The organism is Bacillus sp. B1-WWTP-T-0.5-Post-4, from assembly GCF_009183795.1.
GTDB lineage: Bacteria > Bacillota > Bacilli > Bacillales > Bacillaceae_G > Bacillus_A > Bacillus_A cereus.
Genome location: NZ_WEIJ01000006.1, coordinates 139,679 through 156,533, shown reverse-complemented (window position 1 = coordinate 156,533; position 16,855 = coordinate 139,679). Strand labels below are relative to the sequence as shown.

Here is a 16,855-nt window from a genome sequence, read left to right as displayed (position 1 = left end):
AAGTGATAAAACTAATTTTATTGTTACTTTTGTAAATACCTCTCCCTATTTTTTAACAATTCCTTAAACATTAATCCATGTTTTACACTGTATTCCTTAACAACATTTCGGTACAATACAAATACAACGATTTTAAATGAGGTGATGTTCATGGCAAAGCGCTATGAAAATATGGATAATGTTAGTACAAAAAAATCAATTCGCTCTTTTTTACGCTGGCGTAAAGAACGAAAGCAAAACAAAAAAGATTTTTCTTTCTTAGTAGAACAATCACCCGTTAAACAAAGTGCATTTTTGCAAAGTAATGTTGAAAAAACGACTATCACATGGATTGGGCATTCCACTTTTCTTATCCAAACGAATGGACTTAATATATTAACAGATCCAGTATGGGCTAATAAATTAAAGCTAGTTCCAAGACTTACAGAACCTGGACTCTCTATAGAAGCACTACCTAAAATTGATATTGTCCTTATTTCACATGGTCATTATGATCATTTAGATTTTTCAACTCTTCGTCAGTTGAATGATGATGTTCTATATCTTGTACCTATTGGATTAAAAAAATTATTTACTCGTAAGAAATTTAAACATGTAGAAGAGTATAAATGGTGGGAAAGTACGATAATTAACGAAGTTTCTTTTCACTTCGTACCTGCTCAGCACTGGACGAGAAGATTCTTATTTGATATGAATACGTCTCACTGGGGTGGATGGATTATTGATAATGAAACGACTATGGAAACCATATATTTTTGTGGTGACAGTGGCTATTTCCAAGGTTTCAAAGAAATTGGTGAACGCTTTTTAATTGATATTGCTCTTATGCCCATTGGCGCTTATGAACCAGAATGGTTTATGAAAGTATCTCATGTTTCACCTGAAGAGGCCGTGCAAGCTTATTTAGATTTAAACGCTACGCATTTTATACCAATGCATTACGGAGCTTTTGCACTCGCCGATGAAACACCTCGTGAAGCAATAACTAGACTTCGAAATAATTGGAATTTGCGCATGTTACCGTGGGAACAACTGCATGTACTCTTTTTAGGTCAAACTTTTATTTATAGTAACGCAACAAATAATAAGCAAATAAACGAAAAAATTGAAACTTTACATGTGTAACGTAATGACTGATTTTCTATATCCAACATATAATATAGAAAATCCTATAGTGAAAATTTAATTAGTGGGTTTTCTTCATCCCCACTGATTATTTGCCTTCACCAATCAAGCTTTTACGGGCAGCCCGCTACCTAACCTCTTTGCTCCAGCTAAATTTGAGGTAGAGAGTTTTACTGTCCGCAAATAGCGGGATAAAGGGTGTTTTCTATGAATGAATATTTACAGACTCGCTATATCATTAGCGGTAGTGCCTGTGTAGCTCTTCTTATTTCTTACTTTCTATTTACATAAAAAAGCTACTTGAAATATATTTTCAAGTAGCTTTTTTATTACTCTGCTAAATACATAAATCCGATTGCGCCCGGACCTGTATGAGTACTAATAATAGGCGTTGTATAGAAAATTTCTGATTGAGCAAATCCACTCACTTTTTCAACCGCCGCTTTCATACTTTCAGCTAAAGGAATTGCTTTCGCATGCGGAATTGCAACAGCTTTTACGACTTTTCCAGCCGTATCTTGCTCAAATAACTTAGCTAATGTTTTTACAATTTGGCCTTGGCTACGAACTTTCGTTACAGGATTATAAACACCGTCTTCAAGACTAGCAATTGGCTTTATATTAAGTAGCGAACCGATAAACGCTTTTCCTTTACCGATACGTCCACCCTTCACTAAGTTTTCTAATGTATCCACTACTACATATAAACGAGTATTCTTTCTTACTTCATCTACACGTTTTAAAATTTCTTCTAGTGAGCGTCCGTCATTTGCCATTTTTGCAGCTTCAATTACTTGATATGCTAAAGCATGTGTAATAAATTGAGAATCAACAACTGTTACTTTTGTATCAGTCATTGATGCAGCGCTATTTGCAGTTGCTACAGTACCGCTCATTCCACTTGTCATATGGATAGAAAGGACTTCGCTTCCATCTTCCCCTAGCTTGTCATACATTTCTACAAATGTACCCATAGCTGGTTGTGATGTTTTTGGTAATTCCTCTGATTTAATCATTTCTTCAATAAATTCGTCAGGTTGTAAATCAACGCGATCTAAATATGTTTGTCCATTTACAGAGATTGATAATGGTAAAACATGAATGTCATACTTTTCGATTACGTCTTGTGATAAATCTGCCGTTGAATCTGTTACAATTTTAATTTTTTGCATACTATACTTCTTCCCTTTCCAATACGCTCTCCTTGTTATTATACTAGTATTCCCATTGCTTTCAACAATTTGGAACGAAATTTCATCAAATTAATTATATTTTCATATCTAAAATGAAAAAGACAGAGTTTACTAACCCTGTCCGTACTTCGTATCATGCATTTTTTTCAAGGGTATTTGTTTTATATACATTTAAATAATCATTCCACTTCAAACAATTTTGTAAATATTCACGGAAAGAATACGAAAATCTTGGGTGTTTTTGTTTTTGAATTTTTGCAATAAATAATTGAAGACGAGACTGAATTAGAAACGATAATGGATGCTGTGCCTGTAGGACAGGGATTTCAAATATTTTAATGCAATCCCCTGTTGAATGAGTGAAATAAAAACTTTTCGTAATCACAATATCAATCCTCTTTTTCATTGGATTTTTGAACTTCCTCTACTTTGCGCTGTAACACGTTGTTTAAAGTGGAGTAAAATCAGACTTATATGATTTCTGTAGTCCTTATGGCTAGAAGATTTATACTCTATTCATCTCCACCTAATTCACCTTCCCGTTCTAAATATCTCTGAGACGGGAATCTCATTATCCATCAATTGTTTAATACATTTAGTATAAGCTTATAAAAGCGCAAAGTTTGTCTAAATTTTGGAGATTCTATAATTTTTTTCTTCTATATATTGTATACGTTTATAGCTATAGTATAACAAATAAATAAAAAAGTGCCTTTATAACGAGGCACTTTTCGACTGCATTTCTTCTCTTTTCTTTTTCCTCTTACTAACAACCTTTGATAACGCAATACTTACTTCATAAATACAAATAAGCGGCACTGCAACTAAACTATGAGATAAAAAGTCTGGCGGTGATATACAAGATGCAATGATAATTAATGCTACGTAAGCATACCTTCTTATTTTTATTAAAAATTCCGCCGTAAGTATTCCAATACTAGTTAAAAACATTACAACGACTGGCAATTCAAAAATCACAGCAAATGGAACTGTTAAATTAAGTACAAAATGAAAATACTTTTCTGTCGTAAACATCGTATTAAACATTTCATTACCTATCGTAGTTAAAAAGTGAAATAGAAACGGCATTACAATAAAGTATCCAAAACATAAACCTGCGATAAATAATATAGACAATACCGGTATATACATTATTGTCATCTTTTGTTCATTTGGATGTAAACCCGGTTTTACAAATAACCAAATTTGTATAGCAGCAAAAGGAATTGTACAAACGATAGCAAATACTGTAGCAATCGAGAAAAAAATCCACAATACATCACTTGGACCGAGAACAGTTAATTTCATTGGTAAATCTTTTACAAGCCAAAAATAAATATCCTTTGTAAAAGTAAATCCAATAATTAAAAATAGTACAAAGGATAACACCGTATATATTACTCTTTTTCGAAGCTCAACAATATGTTCTACTACGCTCATTTCCCGATTTTCCATCTCGTTCACCACACTTTATTTATCCATTACAAGGAAAATACACTACATTTTTTCTTTCTTTTCCTTTTCTTGAAATGCGTCATCTGTCAATTCTTTCGTTGATTTTTTAAACTCTTTTAACGTTTCCCCTAAAGCCTTCCCGATTTCCGGCAATTTTTTAGGTCCAAATAAAATGAGTACTGCTACTAAAATTAAAATTAACCCTGGAAAGCCAATATTTGAAAACATTTCCCCATCCCCTTTATTAGTAGTTTCCTTGTCCTACTATTACATAATTTTATTTTGTCAAAAAAGTTTGAAAACGTCAACAAATCCATTGTCTTTTGTCAAAAAAATTCAAAAATATAATCAATTATACAAATTTCATTTTCTATTGCTCTTGTGTATGATATGGTAAGGGAAATGACATATTATTTTATGATAGTAGAAAGGATTTGCATTATGACTGAAAAAATGACACGAATGACCCAATTTGTAAAAGAAGAAATTGCAAATGCAATTACACATGGTATCGGTGCCATTTTAAGCATCCCTGCCTTAATCATATTGATTATTCATGCTTCTAAGCACGGTACCGCATCAGCCGTAGTTGCATTTACTGTTTATGGTGTAAGTATGTTCTTACTGTACTTGTTTTCAACATTGCTACATAGCATTCATCATCCTAAAGTAGAAAAAATATTTACTATTTTAGATCATTCAGCCATTTACTTATTGATTGCTGGCACGTATACTCCTTTTCTACTTATTACACTTCGTGGCCCATTAGGATGGACGTTGCTTGCTATAATATGGACACTAGCAATCGGAGGTATCGTCTTCAAAATTTTCTTTGTACGTCGCTTTATAAAGGCTTCAACTTTATGTTACATCATTATGGGATGGCTCATAATCGTTGCTATTAAACCACTTTATGAAAATCTAACTGGACATGGTTTTTCACTACTTTTAGCAGGTGGAATTTTATATTCTGTTGGAGCTATATTCTTCCTTTGGGAAAAGCTACCTTTCAACCATGCCATATGGCACCTGTTCGTTTTAGGTGGTAGTGCGATGATGTTCTTCTGTGTACTCTTTTATGTCTTACCTACAGCATAATAAAAAAGGATTCAGCTTACGATAAGCTGAATCCTTTTTTATTACTTATGTAATTGTGAGGCAATAACTTCCTGTGTATGCTTCGTTAATTCTTTAATATCCATATTCGCATAATCTTCAGGTGTAATCGGCTTAGAAATTGTTACTGTTGCATGAGCTGGCTTCATACGATTTCCATTCGCTTCAAACATCTTATATGTACCATCTAATGTTACAGGTAAAATTGCTACACCTGACTTTACTGCCAGATGAAAACTACCAGCCTTAAACTCTCCAACTTCGCCACCCTTACTTCTCGTTCCTTCAGGGAAAATTACGATAGAATGTCCATTCTTTAATAGTTCAATTCCATCTTTAATCGCTTGAAGAGATTGACGACGATCGCTACGATCCATAAATACACAATTCATCAGTTCCATCCAAGTTGGTACAACTGGGAACTTTTTAATCTCTGCTTTTGAAACGAATCCAATTGGTTTATTTAAGTAACCTAGTAAAACAGGGATATCCATATTACTTTGGTGATTACTTACAACTAGTACTGGCTTGTCTTTCGGAACATTTTCAAGTCCTTTCACTTCTACTGCCCCTCCAGCTACACGTACCATTTTCTTACCAAACCAATTTGTCGTTTTATACACAGCATTGTCTTTTTCTTTTGGCGCCATCGTATTTACTTGTCTTTTAAGACGCCACATTCTCGGTGTAATCGCAATTACGATTAAAATTAAATAAAAGATTTTAAAAAACGTTTGAATCATACAGAACCCCCACCTATTATCATTCCGACCTTCATTATACTAGACAAACGAAGGAAAAAGAAGAAAAAAAGTCCAAACAGCAAGTGTTCGGACTTTTTAAGCATTCTATATTAGAAACGTTTTGCTAATTCACGAGCATTAGCAATTGCTGCTTCTTTAATTTCTTGTGCTTTTTCAGGGTTTGCATTCATACCTTCAACTGCAATATATTCAGTATCATTTACACCGACAAATCCTAATACAGTCTTTAAGTGATTGCGACCGAAGTCTACAGCTGCGTATGCTCCTTCAGAATATACGCCACCTGTTGCTTGAATGTGAAGCGCTTTTTTACCTTCTAATAAGCCGACTGGACCATTTTCAGTATATTTGAATGTTTTACCTGCGATTGCTACGTTATCTAAGTATGCTTTTACTACTGGTGGATAGCTAAAGTTCCACATTGGAGTTACGAATACATAACGATCTGCATTCATAAATGTTTCTAAGTTTGTGTTCATTGCTGCTACTTTTTGTTGTTGAACTTCAGTTAAAGCTTCAAAGCCTTCACCTGCTGCAAATTTACCCCAAGCAGCAAATACATCTGCATCAATTGCTGGTACTGTAGTGTTGAATAAATCAATTGTTACAACTTCGTCTTGTGGATGTTCGTTTTTATAAGCTTCGATGAAAGCTTCCCCTACTGCCATTCCGAAAGAACCTTCTGCTGAATTTGGATTTGCTGTGATAAATAGTACTTTTGTCATTGTATTCTCTCCCTTTTTTCTCTTTATCTTTAATTCAAGATTTATTTTTCAAAAGTTAATAACTTACCTTATGTAAGTATAATACAAAAAGTTTTAATCAATGTCAATAAAAAATAGCTACTTTTTTTTCGTAAGTTAATGATTTACTTTGTTTCCTTAAAATTTAGTATACGGATATTACAAACTCTTTCATATAAATAGGCTACCTCTACAACTTATAGAGATAGCCTACTATTACATATTATTTTTGAAATACATGTTTTACTTTTTCAGCTGGAATATTACTTCCGCCTCTACCTTTTACATCTTCAATCATCATTGTAATGACCATATCTGGGGAATTTAAATCAAATGCAGCGAACCAACCTAGTTCTTTTCCTTCGGCCTCTTTTGATACTTTTAATTCCGCTGTACCTGTTTTTCCAGCAAGAGTCATGCCATCAATTTTAGCAATTTTCCCTGTACCATCTGGATCATTAATTACTTTCGTCATTGCAGTTTTTAATATATCCTGATTTCCTTTAGAAATTACATTTTCTTTCCAAGCTTTTGGTTGTTTATCTGTTTTAATAATATACGGTGACGGAATCGTTCCATCATTTACAATTGGCGCATACGTTAAAGCTAAATGAAGAGGAGTCATTAATACTTGTCCTTGTCCATATCCCGTATCTGCCATTTGAATATCATTTTTAATGCCGTCATTTGCAATTTTAGAAGCAGGGAATCCATATTCAATTGGTAGTTTCTCATCGAATCCGAATTTTTTTGCTTCACTCATAAACTTGTCTTTTCCGATTTTCAAAGCTTCTTGTGCGAAGTAAATATTATCCGAGTATTTCATCGCCTTATCAAGATCAATCGGATTTGCATCTTTCACACGCGTTACATAGTAATTACCCCAAGAAGAATCTTTTGTCCATTTTAATCCTTCAATTTTCAACTCTTCTTTTGGATCAATCGTTTTCGTTTCAAGACCAATTGCAGCTGTAATAGGTTTAAATACAGAACCTGGTACCGACAATTGTGTAAAGCGATTTGTCATTGGTTTTTTCGGATCATTATTCCAAGCTTCGCGTTGTGCCTTCGATGTCCCTCGTGCAATTATATTAGGATCATATGCTGGACTACTTACTAGTGCAATTGTTTCTCCACTTTTCGGATTAATTGCTGCACTTGAACCAGCTTCACCCTTCATTTCATTATACGTTTTTTCTTGAACAGCACTATCAATAGTTAAAGTTACATTTTCTCCATCAACAGCATCTGTTTTTGCCAAGTTTTTAATTTCTTTTCCTTGCGCATCTTCTACAAAGACACGGCCACCTTTTTTACCGCGTAACTTTTCCTCTAATACTTGCTCTAAACCAGCTTTACCAACTGGGTCATCAGCTTGATAGCCTTTCTTTTGTAGCGTTTTTAAATCTTCAGCATTTACCTTTCCAATATAACCAGTCAGATGAGCTGCCGCTTCCCCTAACGGATATGTACGAACATTTACAGGTTTTGTTGAAACACCTGGTAAATCAATGTACGTATTTTGTGTTGCCCCTTCAGGCAAAATTCCAATTGGTACGAGATACCCTGGTTTTACCCATTTAGCAGCTAATTTTTGATCAATTTCTTCTACAGACATATTTAATAACTTCGCTACTGTTTCTTTCGTTTGCGGAGCAGTATCGCCTAACTTTTCAGGAATCAATCCGATTTCAGAAGCTTTCCCATTCGTTGCAAGACCTTTTCCATTACGATCGTATATTTCACCACGTTTTGGCTGTGTTGTCTGCATACGCACTTTACTATCTTTCGTCATGCCTGGGAAAATAAAATCAGGAGTCCAATCTATTTTCCAAGATTCTTTATCTCCATCTTTTTCTTTCACCATTTTTGCTTCATGACCAAATGTAATTTTACCACCAACTGTATCCATGCTTACTTTAAAAGGAACAGGACCTTCATCTTTTTTATCTTCTTTTACTTCCCCTGTTTCTACCTTTAAGTCTTTCACTTCGATACCAGAATAAATTTTTTCATATTTCTCAGTAAACTCTTTCTTTGAAATATCTTTTTTTGCATTTTTTGATAGTTGATCATACATATCTGCAAATTTTTGTTTATTCCACGCTTTTACATATGTATCAAACGCTTCTTGTGGTTTTTCTTCTTTACCACATCCAACTAACATGAATGCTAAGCAAAGAAAAAGAATCCCCCATATCTTTCTCAATCGATTCTCCTCCTCTTTCTATATTAGTACTTTTGAAAATTTTAGCATTTTTACATGCTACCTATCATTATAGCACTATCGAATCTCATCTATAAACTTATATTAGTGAATATAAATAAAAAGATTGATGCGAATTCTCACATCAATCTTTTTTATTATTGTTGTTTCTCATATACATGGTAATAATACGTATACGGGTTTTTTTCATCCGTTAAACCTTTTTCTACAAAAATCTCTTTCCAATTTGTCATATCTATTTCTGGGAAGAATGTATCTCCTTCAAATGCATGATGGATTTTTGTTATATATAACTTGTCTACATAAGGTAAAAAGAGATCGTAAATTTGCGCTCCACCAAAAATAAAAATCTCTTCTTCATTTTTACATAGTTCGAACACTTCTTCTACAGAATGAACAACTTCACAGCCTTCAACATGATACCCTTCATTACGAGTTACAATAATATTACGTCTTCCAGGCAGTGGTCTACCAATCGCTTCATAGTTCTTTCTTCCCATAATAAGCGGGTGACCCATCGTTGTTTTCTTCACGTATTGTAATTCACTCGGTAAACGCCAAGGTAAATTATTATCTTTACCAATTACTCTATTTTCGTCCATAGCGACCATAAATGAAACAATCATTTTTTCATCTCCTCTACAATTATACTGCAACCGGTGCTTTAATTGCTGGATGCGGATCGTATCCTTCAATCGTTAAATCTTCCATTTCAAAATCGAAAACAGATTTCACATCTGGATTTAATGTAAGTTTCGGGAATGGACGTGGTTCACGTGCCAATTGCTTTTCTACTTGTTCAAAATGATTTGTATAAATGTGTGCATCACCAATTGTATGAACAAATTCTCCCACTTCAAGTCCGCATTCATGTGCAATTAAATGTGTTAGTAGTGAGTAACTTGCAATGTTAAATGGAATTCCAAGGAATATGTCACCACTTCTTTGATATAACTGACAAGAAAGCTTTCCATCTGCTACATAAAACTGGAATAGCGTATGACAAGGCGGTAAGGCCATACTTGGTACATCTTCTGGATTCCAAGCAGAAACGATTAAACGACGTGAGTCTGGTGTTTTTTTAATCATTTCAATTACATCTTTTAATTGATCAAGTGTCTCACCAGCTGTCGTTTTCCAAGCACGCCACTGTTTACCGTAAACGTCTCCTAAATAACCATATTTATTTGAGAACTCATCATCTTCTAAAACGTTCTTTTTAAACAATTCCATTTGCTCGTCGTACTGTACTTTAAATTCTTCATCTTGTTGTGAGCGAAGACCAAAATCAGTCATGTCAGGACCAGTATACTCATCACTTTCTACCCAGCTCTTAAAAGCCCATTCATTCCAAATGTTATTATTATGCTGCAATAAATAGCGAATATTTGTATCACCTTTCATAAACCAAAGCAGTTCACTTGCTACAAGGCGAAACGGTACTCTCTTTGTTGTTAATAAAGGAAAACCTTTACTTAGATCAAAACGCATTTGATATCCAAATACAGATACAGTGCCTGTCCCTGTACGGTCTTCTTTCTTCGTACCATGTTCCATTACATGGCGGCATAAATTTAAGTATTCATTTTCAGCATGTTTCATATGTAGGAAAACCTTCTTTCAATCGTATATGCAATTTATCATAACATGAAAAATGATAAATTTAATAATCCTAATTAATAAAATTTCTTGCGCTAATTCTTACAAAATTATTAACTTTCCGAATATAAAAAGGTTTTCATTTTCTATTACCGAAAGTATAGTGCGGTAGAACAAAATTTATATTTGGAGGTTAGAAGTATGTCTAAAATTGAAACGCCTGTTATGACTTCTTTACAAACAACGGTTGAAAAAATGATGAAGGATTTAAATGTTCCTGGTGCTGCTGTCGCTGTTATAAAAGACGGTGAAGTTATTATTTCAGAAGGTTTTGGCTATCGTAATATAGAAACAAAAGAGGCTGTTACACCGAATACTCGATTCGCAATCGGTTCCTCAACGAAAGCATTTGGCACACTTTCATTAAGCTTGTTAGCACAGCAAAAAAAGTTTAATTGGGATACCCCTATCCAGTCTTATATACCTAACTTTACTTTATCTGAACTACTTGCTAGCTCACAAGTTACAGGACGGGATTTAGCTTCTCATCGAACTGGAGTGAGTCGTCATGAGGCTCTTTGGTACAGTTCTTCCTTATCTCGAAAAGATCTCGTTGAAAAAATAAAACATTTACCACTTGATGCACCGTTCCGAACTGCATTTCTATATAACAACTTAATGTATGCAACAATTAGCTACATTGTTGAAAACATTACAAATCAAACGTGGGAGCAATACACTACAGAACATATTTTAGAACCTTTAAATATGAGACATACAAACTTCTCTGTTAACGATTCACAAACTACAGATGATTATGCTTTACCTTACATTGAAAATGACGGTGAAATAAAAGCAGTTCCATTCCGTAACATCGATACAGTTGGCGCTGCTGGGTGTATTAATTCCACAATTGAAGATATGGCAAATTGGGTACTTCTCCACTTGAATGAAGGAAAATTTGGAGATCATGAATTAATCTCCTCTGAATTATTACAACAAATGTATACACCACACAATTCAATTCCAGACCAACCGGTTTTATCACTCCCTGAATCTCCATTAAATAGTTACGGTCTTGGTTGGTTTATTAGCGCTTATCGTGGTAAAAAAGTGATTCATCATGGCGGTAATATCGATGGATTTTCAGCGCTTGTTTCATTCATACCAACAGAAAACATAGGCCTTGTCATTTTAACGAATGCTGGAGGAACATTACTTCCTACTTATCTCGCTAATCAAATTTATGACGAACTACTTGAATTAGAATCCATTGATTGGCATAAACGTGCTGTAGAAGATACTAAAAAAATGAAGGAAATGATGAAAGAAGCAACTGAATCCCTCCCTGAACAAATTAAAGGGACTACACCTTCGCACAAGTTAGAGGATTATACTGGTACTTTTGAACATCCTGCATACGGAACATTACAAGTATACAAACGAGATGATTCGTTATATGCACAATTTATGGAAATGGATATTCAATTAGGGCATCATCATTACGACATCTTCTCTGCAAAAGTTGACTTATTCCAAATGAAAATGAGCTTATTATTCGCTTATGAAATGAATGTAAGTGGTGAATTCCCATCCCTTCAGTTACATGTACCAGCTACATTAAGTACTCAGCCGCTTACATTTAAGAAAATTAAATAAGTATTTTGATGGTAAAAAATAAAGGTAGGTGCGAATCACACCTACCTTTTCTATTTCATATCAATCTTATCTGGTTGAAACCAAATTGGCTTCGATAACTCAAAGTTATTATGATCCTCTAAAACTATAGTAAGACGCTCTAACATATCCTCTAACATATGCGGTGCTGCTCGTAATGTCCAGACAACTGAGGAGAAAACTGTCATGCCAACGTACACTGTGTATAATTTCCAGAACTCCTCTGGTATTTTCCTATTAAAGTATCCTTCTATTTGTCCGATTGAATACGGAATACTAATGTCCCTTGCAAACAGTGCAATTTTCACAAAATCATGAAGTGGGTCGCCCCAGTCGTAGCCATTAAAATCAACAACACCTACATATTTTCCATCCCGTACAATTATATTTTCTAAATGAAAATCATCGTGTTGAAATCGATTTGGGCGGTTCTTTAAAGATATTTCATTTTCTTCAATAAACTTTATGATTTTATCATCATTTTTTATGTTTATTCCACATGTTTTATATGCCTCTAAATATTTACTATGTTTTTTCATTGCTCTTTCATACCATGGAAGTATATTATTAGGAGCTTCATATGTATGCATTTTTGCTAAATCTTTTCCTGCCTCTATACCAATATCATATTGTTCTTTTGGTGAATACGTAGGCAATAGCTTCTTCGCATCCTCCCCTTCTAAATATGAAAAAATGCCATAGCATAAACCTTCTTCTGCCAACAAACCCATTTCAATTGGTTTTTGTGCTTGCACACTACGATTTTGCATTTCATTTAAAATTTGAAACTCTATTTTCTTTCTTTCATACTCTTTTATATCGCCTGTCCGCAATAAATATTTTTCATTATTCGTACTCGTAATTATATATTTCTTATCAGGCGAAAAACCTTTAGAAATTTCTTTAATATCCACTGCATCTTTTACTATTTGTATATTATTTTGCCATGCTGTAATTATCTTCATATCTATTCCCCTTACATTTCTGCATTTGGTGTATAGGCAACTTCTACAATAAATCCATTCGGATCGTAAAAATCAATCGTATAATAACCTTCCGAATAATGATCCATTTCAATTGGACCACGTATTACCTTCACTTTCGTACTAGAAAGAAAATCTGCTACTTCATCAACTACTTCTCTATGAATAGCTTGATAACAAATATGTCTAGGCCCTAACGTCCTTACAATTTCCTCATCTACTTCTTTAAAGTATATTTCACTTTCTCCTGTGCTATATGCTACTTCATTTAACTTTCTCCACCCAATTATGGAAAACAACTTATTATAAAAAGAAATGGATTCCTCTAAATTTGCTACCCAAAATTCAATATGATGAATGCCTGCTCGCAGTGTATTCATATTAAGAATACGCTCCTTGTACTACTTGCACAATTTCCATCGGCTTATGAACCATGTAATCTGGTGCATCTTTTTTCACTGTTTCAATAACATCATATCCCCAAGATACCCAAATTACGTTCACTCCAGCCTTTTTACACGCTGCTACGTCTCGCTGTTCATCACCGACATATAACATATCTTTCTCTGTTATTTTTTTTGATTTCAAAAATCTTTTTATCATTTTATCTTTACCAAACAAATTTTTAGAACAATACACTTCTTGAATATTTTCGATACCATTCTTGTGTAAAAACGCCCGAATATGCTCTTCTGAGTTCGATGATATGACTGCAATTCCGTAGCCTTTTTTATGTAGTTCATCTAATACTTCTTTCATCCCATGGAACAAAACGAGATTTTTTATAGCAGGCTGATATAATTTATAAAATTCCAACGCTAATATCGGTAGTTTATACAGTGGTACATTAAGTTGTTTACATCTCTCTGGCATCGTTAATTTACGTAAATGTTCAATTTCGTCTTCCTTTACTGCTTTATACCCATGTTTTTCAGCAAGTTGATTATAAATCGGTACAAATATATTTTGTGAATCTACTAATGTGCCATCAAAGTCAAAAACAATATATTTTTGCATTCCCATACTCCCTTTGCTTCTTTTTTCTAAACCTATGTTATTCAACAACATAGTTGTCTGTCCCTTCTATAAAAATAAAAAAGAACAAGATTTTCTCTTGTTCTTTTTAAGACAACCATTTCGGTGGTACATTCGTATTCCAATAAATATTTCCTAACTCATGATGTCCAGAGTATCCATCATCAAAACGGTGGTAATGGAAATTAAAATAATAACCATCTTGCGGTGGATGATCTCTTCTTACATGGAAACGCAATAAATCATTTCCAGATTTCGTATCGTAGACGTGAAAAATCTTCTCATTATTTCCACCAGCTGGTTTTTGAGAAATCGCTAATGATTGTAGTGAATCTTCTGGTACATCACTAGCAAGCTCAGCAATTGCCTCTTCAATTTTCGGTAATATTACATCTTTAAACTCATCTTCAATTACTGGACCAATTTTAGTACCAAACTTTTGCATCGACTGCTTCTCTGCTTCTTGCATTGCATAAGTAATAAAAGTATCGGTGGTTAACCTGTCATTCGTTTCTTCATATGTATAGGACGTGCTCTCCAAACTTTGTTGCCCAGCTGTGCTCGTAGGCTTGTCCGCAGCTTTGGCATTATCAAGTAATATGGAAGGAGGCGTCACTAAACCAAATGTAAACACGGTAATTAATGCGACTAAGGTTTTTCTAAACCAATTTGGCATTTATGTTCCCTCCCCTTTCACTCATTATTTTTTATATAACGGTGGTTTCTTCTATTATACAAAATGATTGTAATTTTTGCACTTTACATTTTTGTTAACGTTCACATATTTTTCACTTGAATATGAAATTGTAAGATTTCATACAATAAAAATACAACAACAATAAGGAGGCGATCAGATGACTTTAGATGTCATGTATTCCGCCGCAAGTATACTCGTTTTAGTATATTTTATTTATCAATGTGTTACAGACTAGAAAAAGAGCCGTCAATGGCTCTTTTTTAATGGTACAAATACAATCCATACAATTAATAAAATAAAAACAACGCTGCCTACCACAGCTGGCAATAAATAAAACTGTGAAAGTATAACTATTCCATATAAAAGTATTGCTGGTAGTAATAAATAACGATCTGCCTTCCATCTTAACAATAGTAATTTCCCTTCATCACAATATAAACGAAGAAACATCTTATTCGTAAATTCATTCCAATAATCACGTGCATAGCGAGAAATTGCAACTACAGTAAATACGAGAACAATAGCTGCAATCCACCTTGGAGTCATAATTATACTTGCAGTACTGATACATACAATTTGAATATAAAATATTCGTGCAGTACTTGTACGGAAAAATTCTTTCAAAAAAGATTCGACAATACGAGAATCAGCTTTTTTCCCTAAAAGTCTTTTAGAGCGCGGAAACATCCACGGTTTTTTATTCGAACTACTCGGTTTAGCCGCATGACCACCAACTTGCATAATTCCGCTCGTCCAGCGCATGCTTTCCTCCTTTTCTTTCTCGATTTCTTTAAAAAAGAACTTTTTATAATTCATTTTCTCTTTTACTAATACACTACTTAAGAAAATTACTAGACCGATAAATAAAATTGAATACAACGGATTTTTATAAATAAAAAATAAACTAATTCCAAAAAAGGACACGCTCATAGAAAATACTACATTTTTTACAATCCATAAAATCCATCGTTTCCCCACATGTACATGAACAAATCTCGTTAACAACGACAACATAAATCGAAATATAGTAAAGAATACCCAAAATAACAGGACTTGTATCTCTGTTACTTCGATACTTTTCATCAACACCGGTAACATAATAACGACTACTATTATATTCGTTATCGCTATTCGAACAACTGTGTACATCATGCCATACTGGACTAATTTTCGCATATGTGTTGCATACGAAATTAAAAATAAACTATCCGCTTGCTCAAAAAATGAACGAACTCCTCTTGGATATGTTACTAAATAAAATGCGAGTAATCCTAATCCGAAATACATCGTCTCTTCCGTTGATAATTCATTTATCCATAGCGATCGATAATAGATTCCCATAAATATAAGTGCTGGAATAATAATATATAATGCGACTGTCCAATCTGTTACCGAACATATAGACTTCCATTTCCGCTGGAGTTCATGGCGTAATCTCTTATAAAATTGTTGTTTAATCATGTTGTTCACGCCTTACAATTACATCAAAGCAGTCTAATAATGAACTACCCGGCATTTCCGCTAATATTTGAATAGATTCTAAATGTCCATCTGCGACTAATGTACCTTGTGAAATGAGTAAAAATCTTTCACAAATTTTTTCAGCAGTATCTAATACGTGCGTACAAAGTAAAATTCCTGCCCCGCGCTCTTTTTCTTTATATAAATAATTTAAAAACTCTTTCGTAGCTACTGGATCTAAACCGATATAAGGTTCGTCAATGATATAAAAATCTGGCTCAGTTAAAAACTCCAATATTAGCATAGATTTTTGTTTCATGCCTTTTGAAAACTTTGATAAATACTCATGTTTATGCTTATTCATTCGAAAAGTATGTAATAATTGTTCCGCTCGTTCTTCCCAACTTCCCATTTCACTTCCACGAGCTGCCATTAATAATTCAATATGTTCCCAGAGCGTCAAGTAATCATAGTATGTTGGATGTTCTGGTACGTATGCATACGGATTTTTCTTTTCACCGAATGATATTTCACCGTCCATATTTACAAGTAATCCGAGTATCGTTTTAATCGTCGTACTTTTCCCAGCACCATTCGCTCCAATAAGAGTAACTAGTTCACCTTTTTCGATAGAAAAAGCTATATCATGAATTGTTTTTTCGCCTATTTCATATCCAGCTGAGCGGATATTTACTTCTAACATGTATTTCCCCTATTTCCATTTCTAATACAATCAAGGAAAATAATAACATATAATTATCTATATATTATTATAAAATA

The 16,855-nt window shown here is 33.8% G+C and carries 18 protein-coding genes; 3 read left to right on the top strand and 15 right to left on the bottom strand.

Annotated features, from left to right (window positions below; translation table 11 throughout):
- The first annotated feature begins 150 nt into the window (after positions 1 to 150).
- On the top strand, positions 151 to 1,125 hold the full coding sequence (locus GBN91_RS19285) for an MBL fold metallo-hydrolase (RefSeq protein ID WP_001129630.1): 975 nt from the start codon (positions 151 to 153) through the stop codon (positions 1,123 to 1,125).
- A gap of 329 nt (positions 1,126 to 1,454) precedes the next feature.
- Here GBN91_RS19285 and GBN91_RS19280 read toward each other — a convergent pair whose 3' ends face one another.
- The 4 genes from GBN91_RS19280 to GBN91_RS19265 form a co-directional block, all read right to left on the bottom strand.
- A complete protein-coding gene (locus GBN91_RS19280; protein WP_001169470.1) occupies positions 1,455 to 2,297 on the bottom strand; it encodes a DegV family protein in 843 nt (280 codons plus the stop codon).
- A gap of 154 nt (positions 2,298 to 2,451) precedes the next feature.
- Complete coding sequence (locus GBN91_RS19275) at positions 2,452 to 2,703, bottom strand: DUF2535 family protein (protein ID WP_000629012.1); 252 nt, start codon at positions 2,701 to 2,703, stop codon at positions 2,452 to 2,454.
- 329 nt (positions 2,704 to 3,032) lie between these two features.
- Positions 3,033 to 3,773 carry a twin-arginine translocase subunit TatC gene (tatC, locus tag GBN91_RS19270; protein WP_000431523.1) on the bottom strand — a complete coding sequence of 247 codons (741 nt, stop codon included), beginning with the start codon at positions 3,771 to 3,773 and terminating at the stop codon, positions 3,033 to 3,035.
- Positions 3,774 to 3,815: 42 nt separating this feature from the next.
- Positions 3,816 to 4,001, bottom strand: coding sequence for a twin-arginine translocase TatA/TatE family subunit (locus GBN91_RS19265; protein WP_000492443.1), 186 nt, complete (start codon positions 3,999 to 4,001; stop codon positions 3,816 to 3,818).
- Positions 4,002 to 4,214: 213 nt separating this feature from the next.
- Between GBN91_RS19265 and trhA the strand changes: the two genes are divergently transcribed.
- The gene (trhA, locus tag GBN91_RS19260; RefSeq protein ID WP_000136889.1) at positions 4,215 to 4,871 is read left to right on the top strand and encodes a PAQR family membrane homeostasis protein TrhA; all 657 of its coding nucleotides are present in this window, start codon (positions 4,215 to 4,217) and stop codon (positions 4,869 to 4,871) included.
- A gap of 41 nt (positions 4,872 to 4,912) precedes the next feature.
- Here the strand turns inward: trhA and GBN91_RS19255 are convergent, their stop codons facing one another.
- The 5 genes from GBN91_RS19255 to GBN91_RS19235 form a co-directional block, all read right to left on the bottom strand.
- Positions 4,913 to 5,632, bottom strand: coding sequence for a lysophospholipid acyltransferase family protein (locus tag GBN91_RS19255; RefSeq protein WP_000616577.1), 720 nt, complete (start codon positions 5,630 to 5,632; stop codon positions 4,913 to 4,915).
- Positions 5,633 to 5,742: 110 nt separating this feature from the next.
- Complete coding sequence (locus GBN91_RS19250; protein ID WP_000170025.1) at positions 5,743 to 6,378, bottom strand: FMN-dependent NADH-azoreductase; 636 nt, start codon at positions 6,376 to 6,378, stop codon at positions 5,743 to 5,745.
- A 241-nt stretch (positions 6,379 to 6,619) separates the two neighbouring features.
- Entirely contained in the window at positions 6,620 to 8,605 is a 1,986-nt protein-coding gene (pbpC, locus tag GBN91_RS19245) for a penicillin-binding protein 3 (protein ID WP_086389039.1), read from the bottom strand.
- 155 nt (positions 8,606 to 8,760) lie between these two features.
- Positions 8,761 to 9,249, bottom strand: coding sequence for a dihydrofolate reductase (locus tag GBN91_RS19240; RefSeq protein WP_000637205.1), 489 nt, complete (start codon positions 9,247 to 9,249; stop codon positions 8,761 to 8,763).
- 19 nt (positions 9,250 to 9,268) lie between these two features.
- Complete coding sequence (locus GBN91_RS19235; protein ID WP_000679609.1) at positions 9,269 to 10,225, bottom strand: thymidylate synthase; 957 nt, start codon at positions 10,223 to 10,225, stop codon at positions 9,269 to 9,271.
- A gap of 198 nt (positions 10,226 to 10,423) precedes the next feature.
- Between GBN91_RS19235 and GBN91_RS19230 the strand changes: the two genes are divergently transcribed.
- Complete coding sequence (locus GBN91_RS19230; protein ID WP_114555965.1) at positions 10,424 to 11,881, top strand: serine hydrolase; 1,458 nt, start codon at positions 10,424 to 10,426, stop codon at positions 11,879 to 11,881.
- 50 nt (positions 11,882 to 11,931) lie between these two features.
- Here GBN91_RS19230 and GBN91_RS19225 read toward each other — a convergent pair whose 3' ends face one another.
- The 6 genes from GBN91_RS19225 to GBN91_RS19200 all read right to left on the bottom strand — a co-directional run bounded on the left by GBN91_RS19225 (position 11,932) and on the right by GBN91_RS19200 (position 16,778).
- A complete protein-coding gene (locus GBN91_RS19225; RefSeq protein WP_000692085.1) occupies positions 11,932 to 12,864 on the bottom strand; it encodes an aminoglycoside phosphotransferase family protein in 933 nt (310 codons plus the stop codon).
- Positions 12,865 to 12,875: 11 nt separating this feature from the next.
- Positions 12,876 to 13,262: a VOC family protein gene (locus GBN91_RS19220; protein WP_001094666.1), complete on the bottom strand. Its 387-nt coding sequence runs from the start codon at positions 13,260 to 13,262 to the stop codon at positions 12,876 to 12,878.
- A 1-nt stretch (position 13,263) separates the two neighbouring features.
- Complete coding sequence (locus GBN91_RS19215) at positions 13,264 to 13,899, bottom strand: HAD family hydrolase (RefSeq protein WP_025687389.1); 636 nt, start codon at positions 13,897 to 13,899, stop codon at positions 13,264 to 13,266.
- A 106-nt stretch (positions 13,900 to 14,005) separates the two neighbouring features.
- Positions 14,006 to 14,593: a YpjP family protein gene (locus GBN91_RS19210; RefSeq protein ID WP_001134421.1), complete on the bottom strand. Its 588-nt coding sequence runs from the start codon at positions 14,591 to 14,593 to the stop codon at positions 14,006 to 14,008.
- 267 nt (positions 14,594 to 14,860) lie between these two features.
- Entirely contained in the window at positions 14,861 to 16,075 is a 1,215-nt protein-coding gene (locus GBN91_RS19205; RefSeq protein WP_149215373.1) for an ABC transporter permease, read from the bottom strand.
- The gene (locus tag GBN91_RS19200) at positions 16,068 to 16,778 is read right to left on the bottom strand and encodes an ABC transporter ATP-binding protein (RefSeq protein ID WP_006925123.1); all 711 of its coding nucleotides are present in this window, start codon (positions 16,776 to 16,778) and stop codon (positions 16,068 to 16,070) included. The genes GBN91_RS19205 and GBN91_RS19200 overlap by 8 nt, the downstream gene beginning before the upstream one ends.
- Between the last annotated feature and the right edge of the window lie 77 nt (positions 16,779 to 16,855).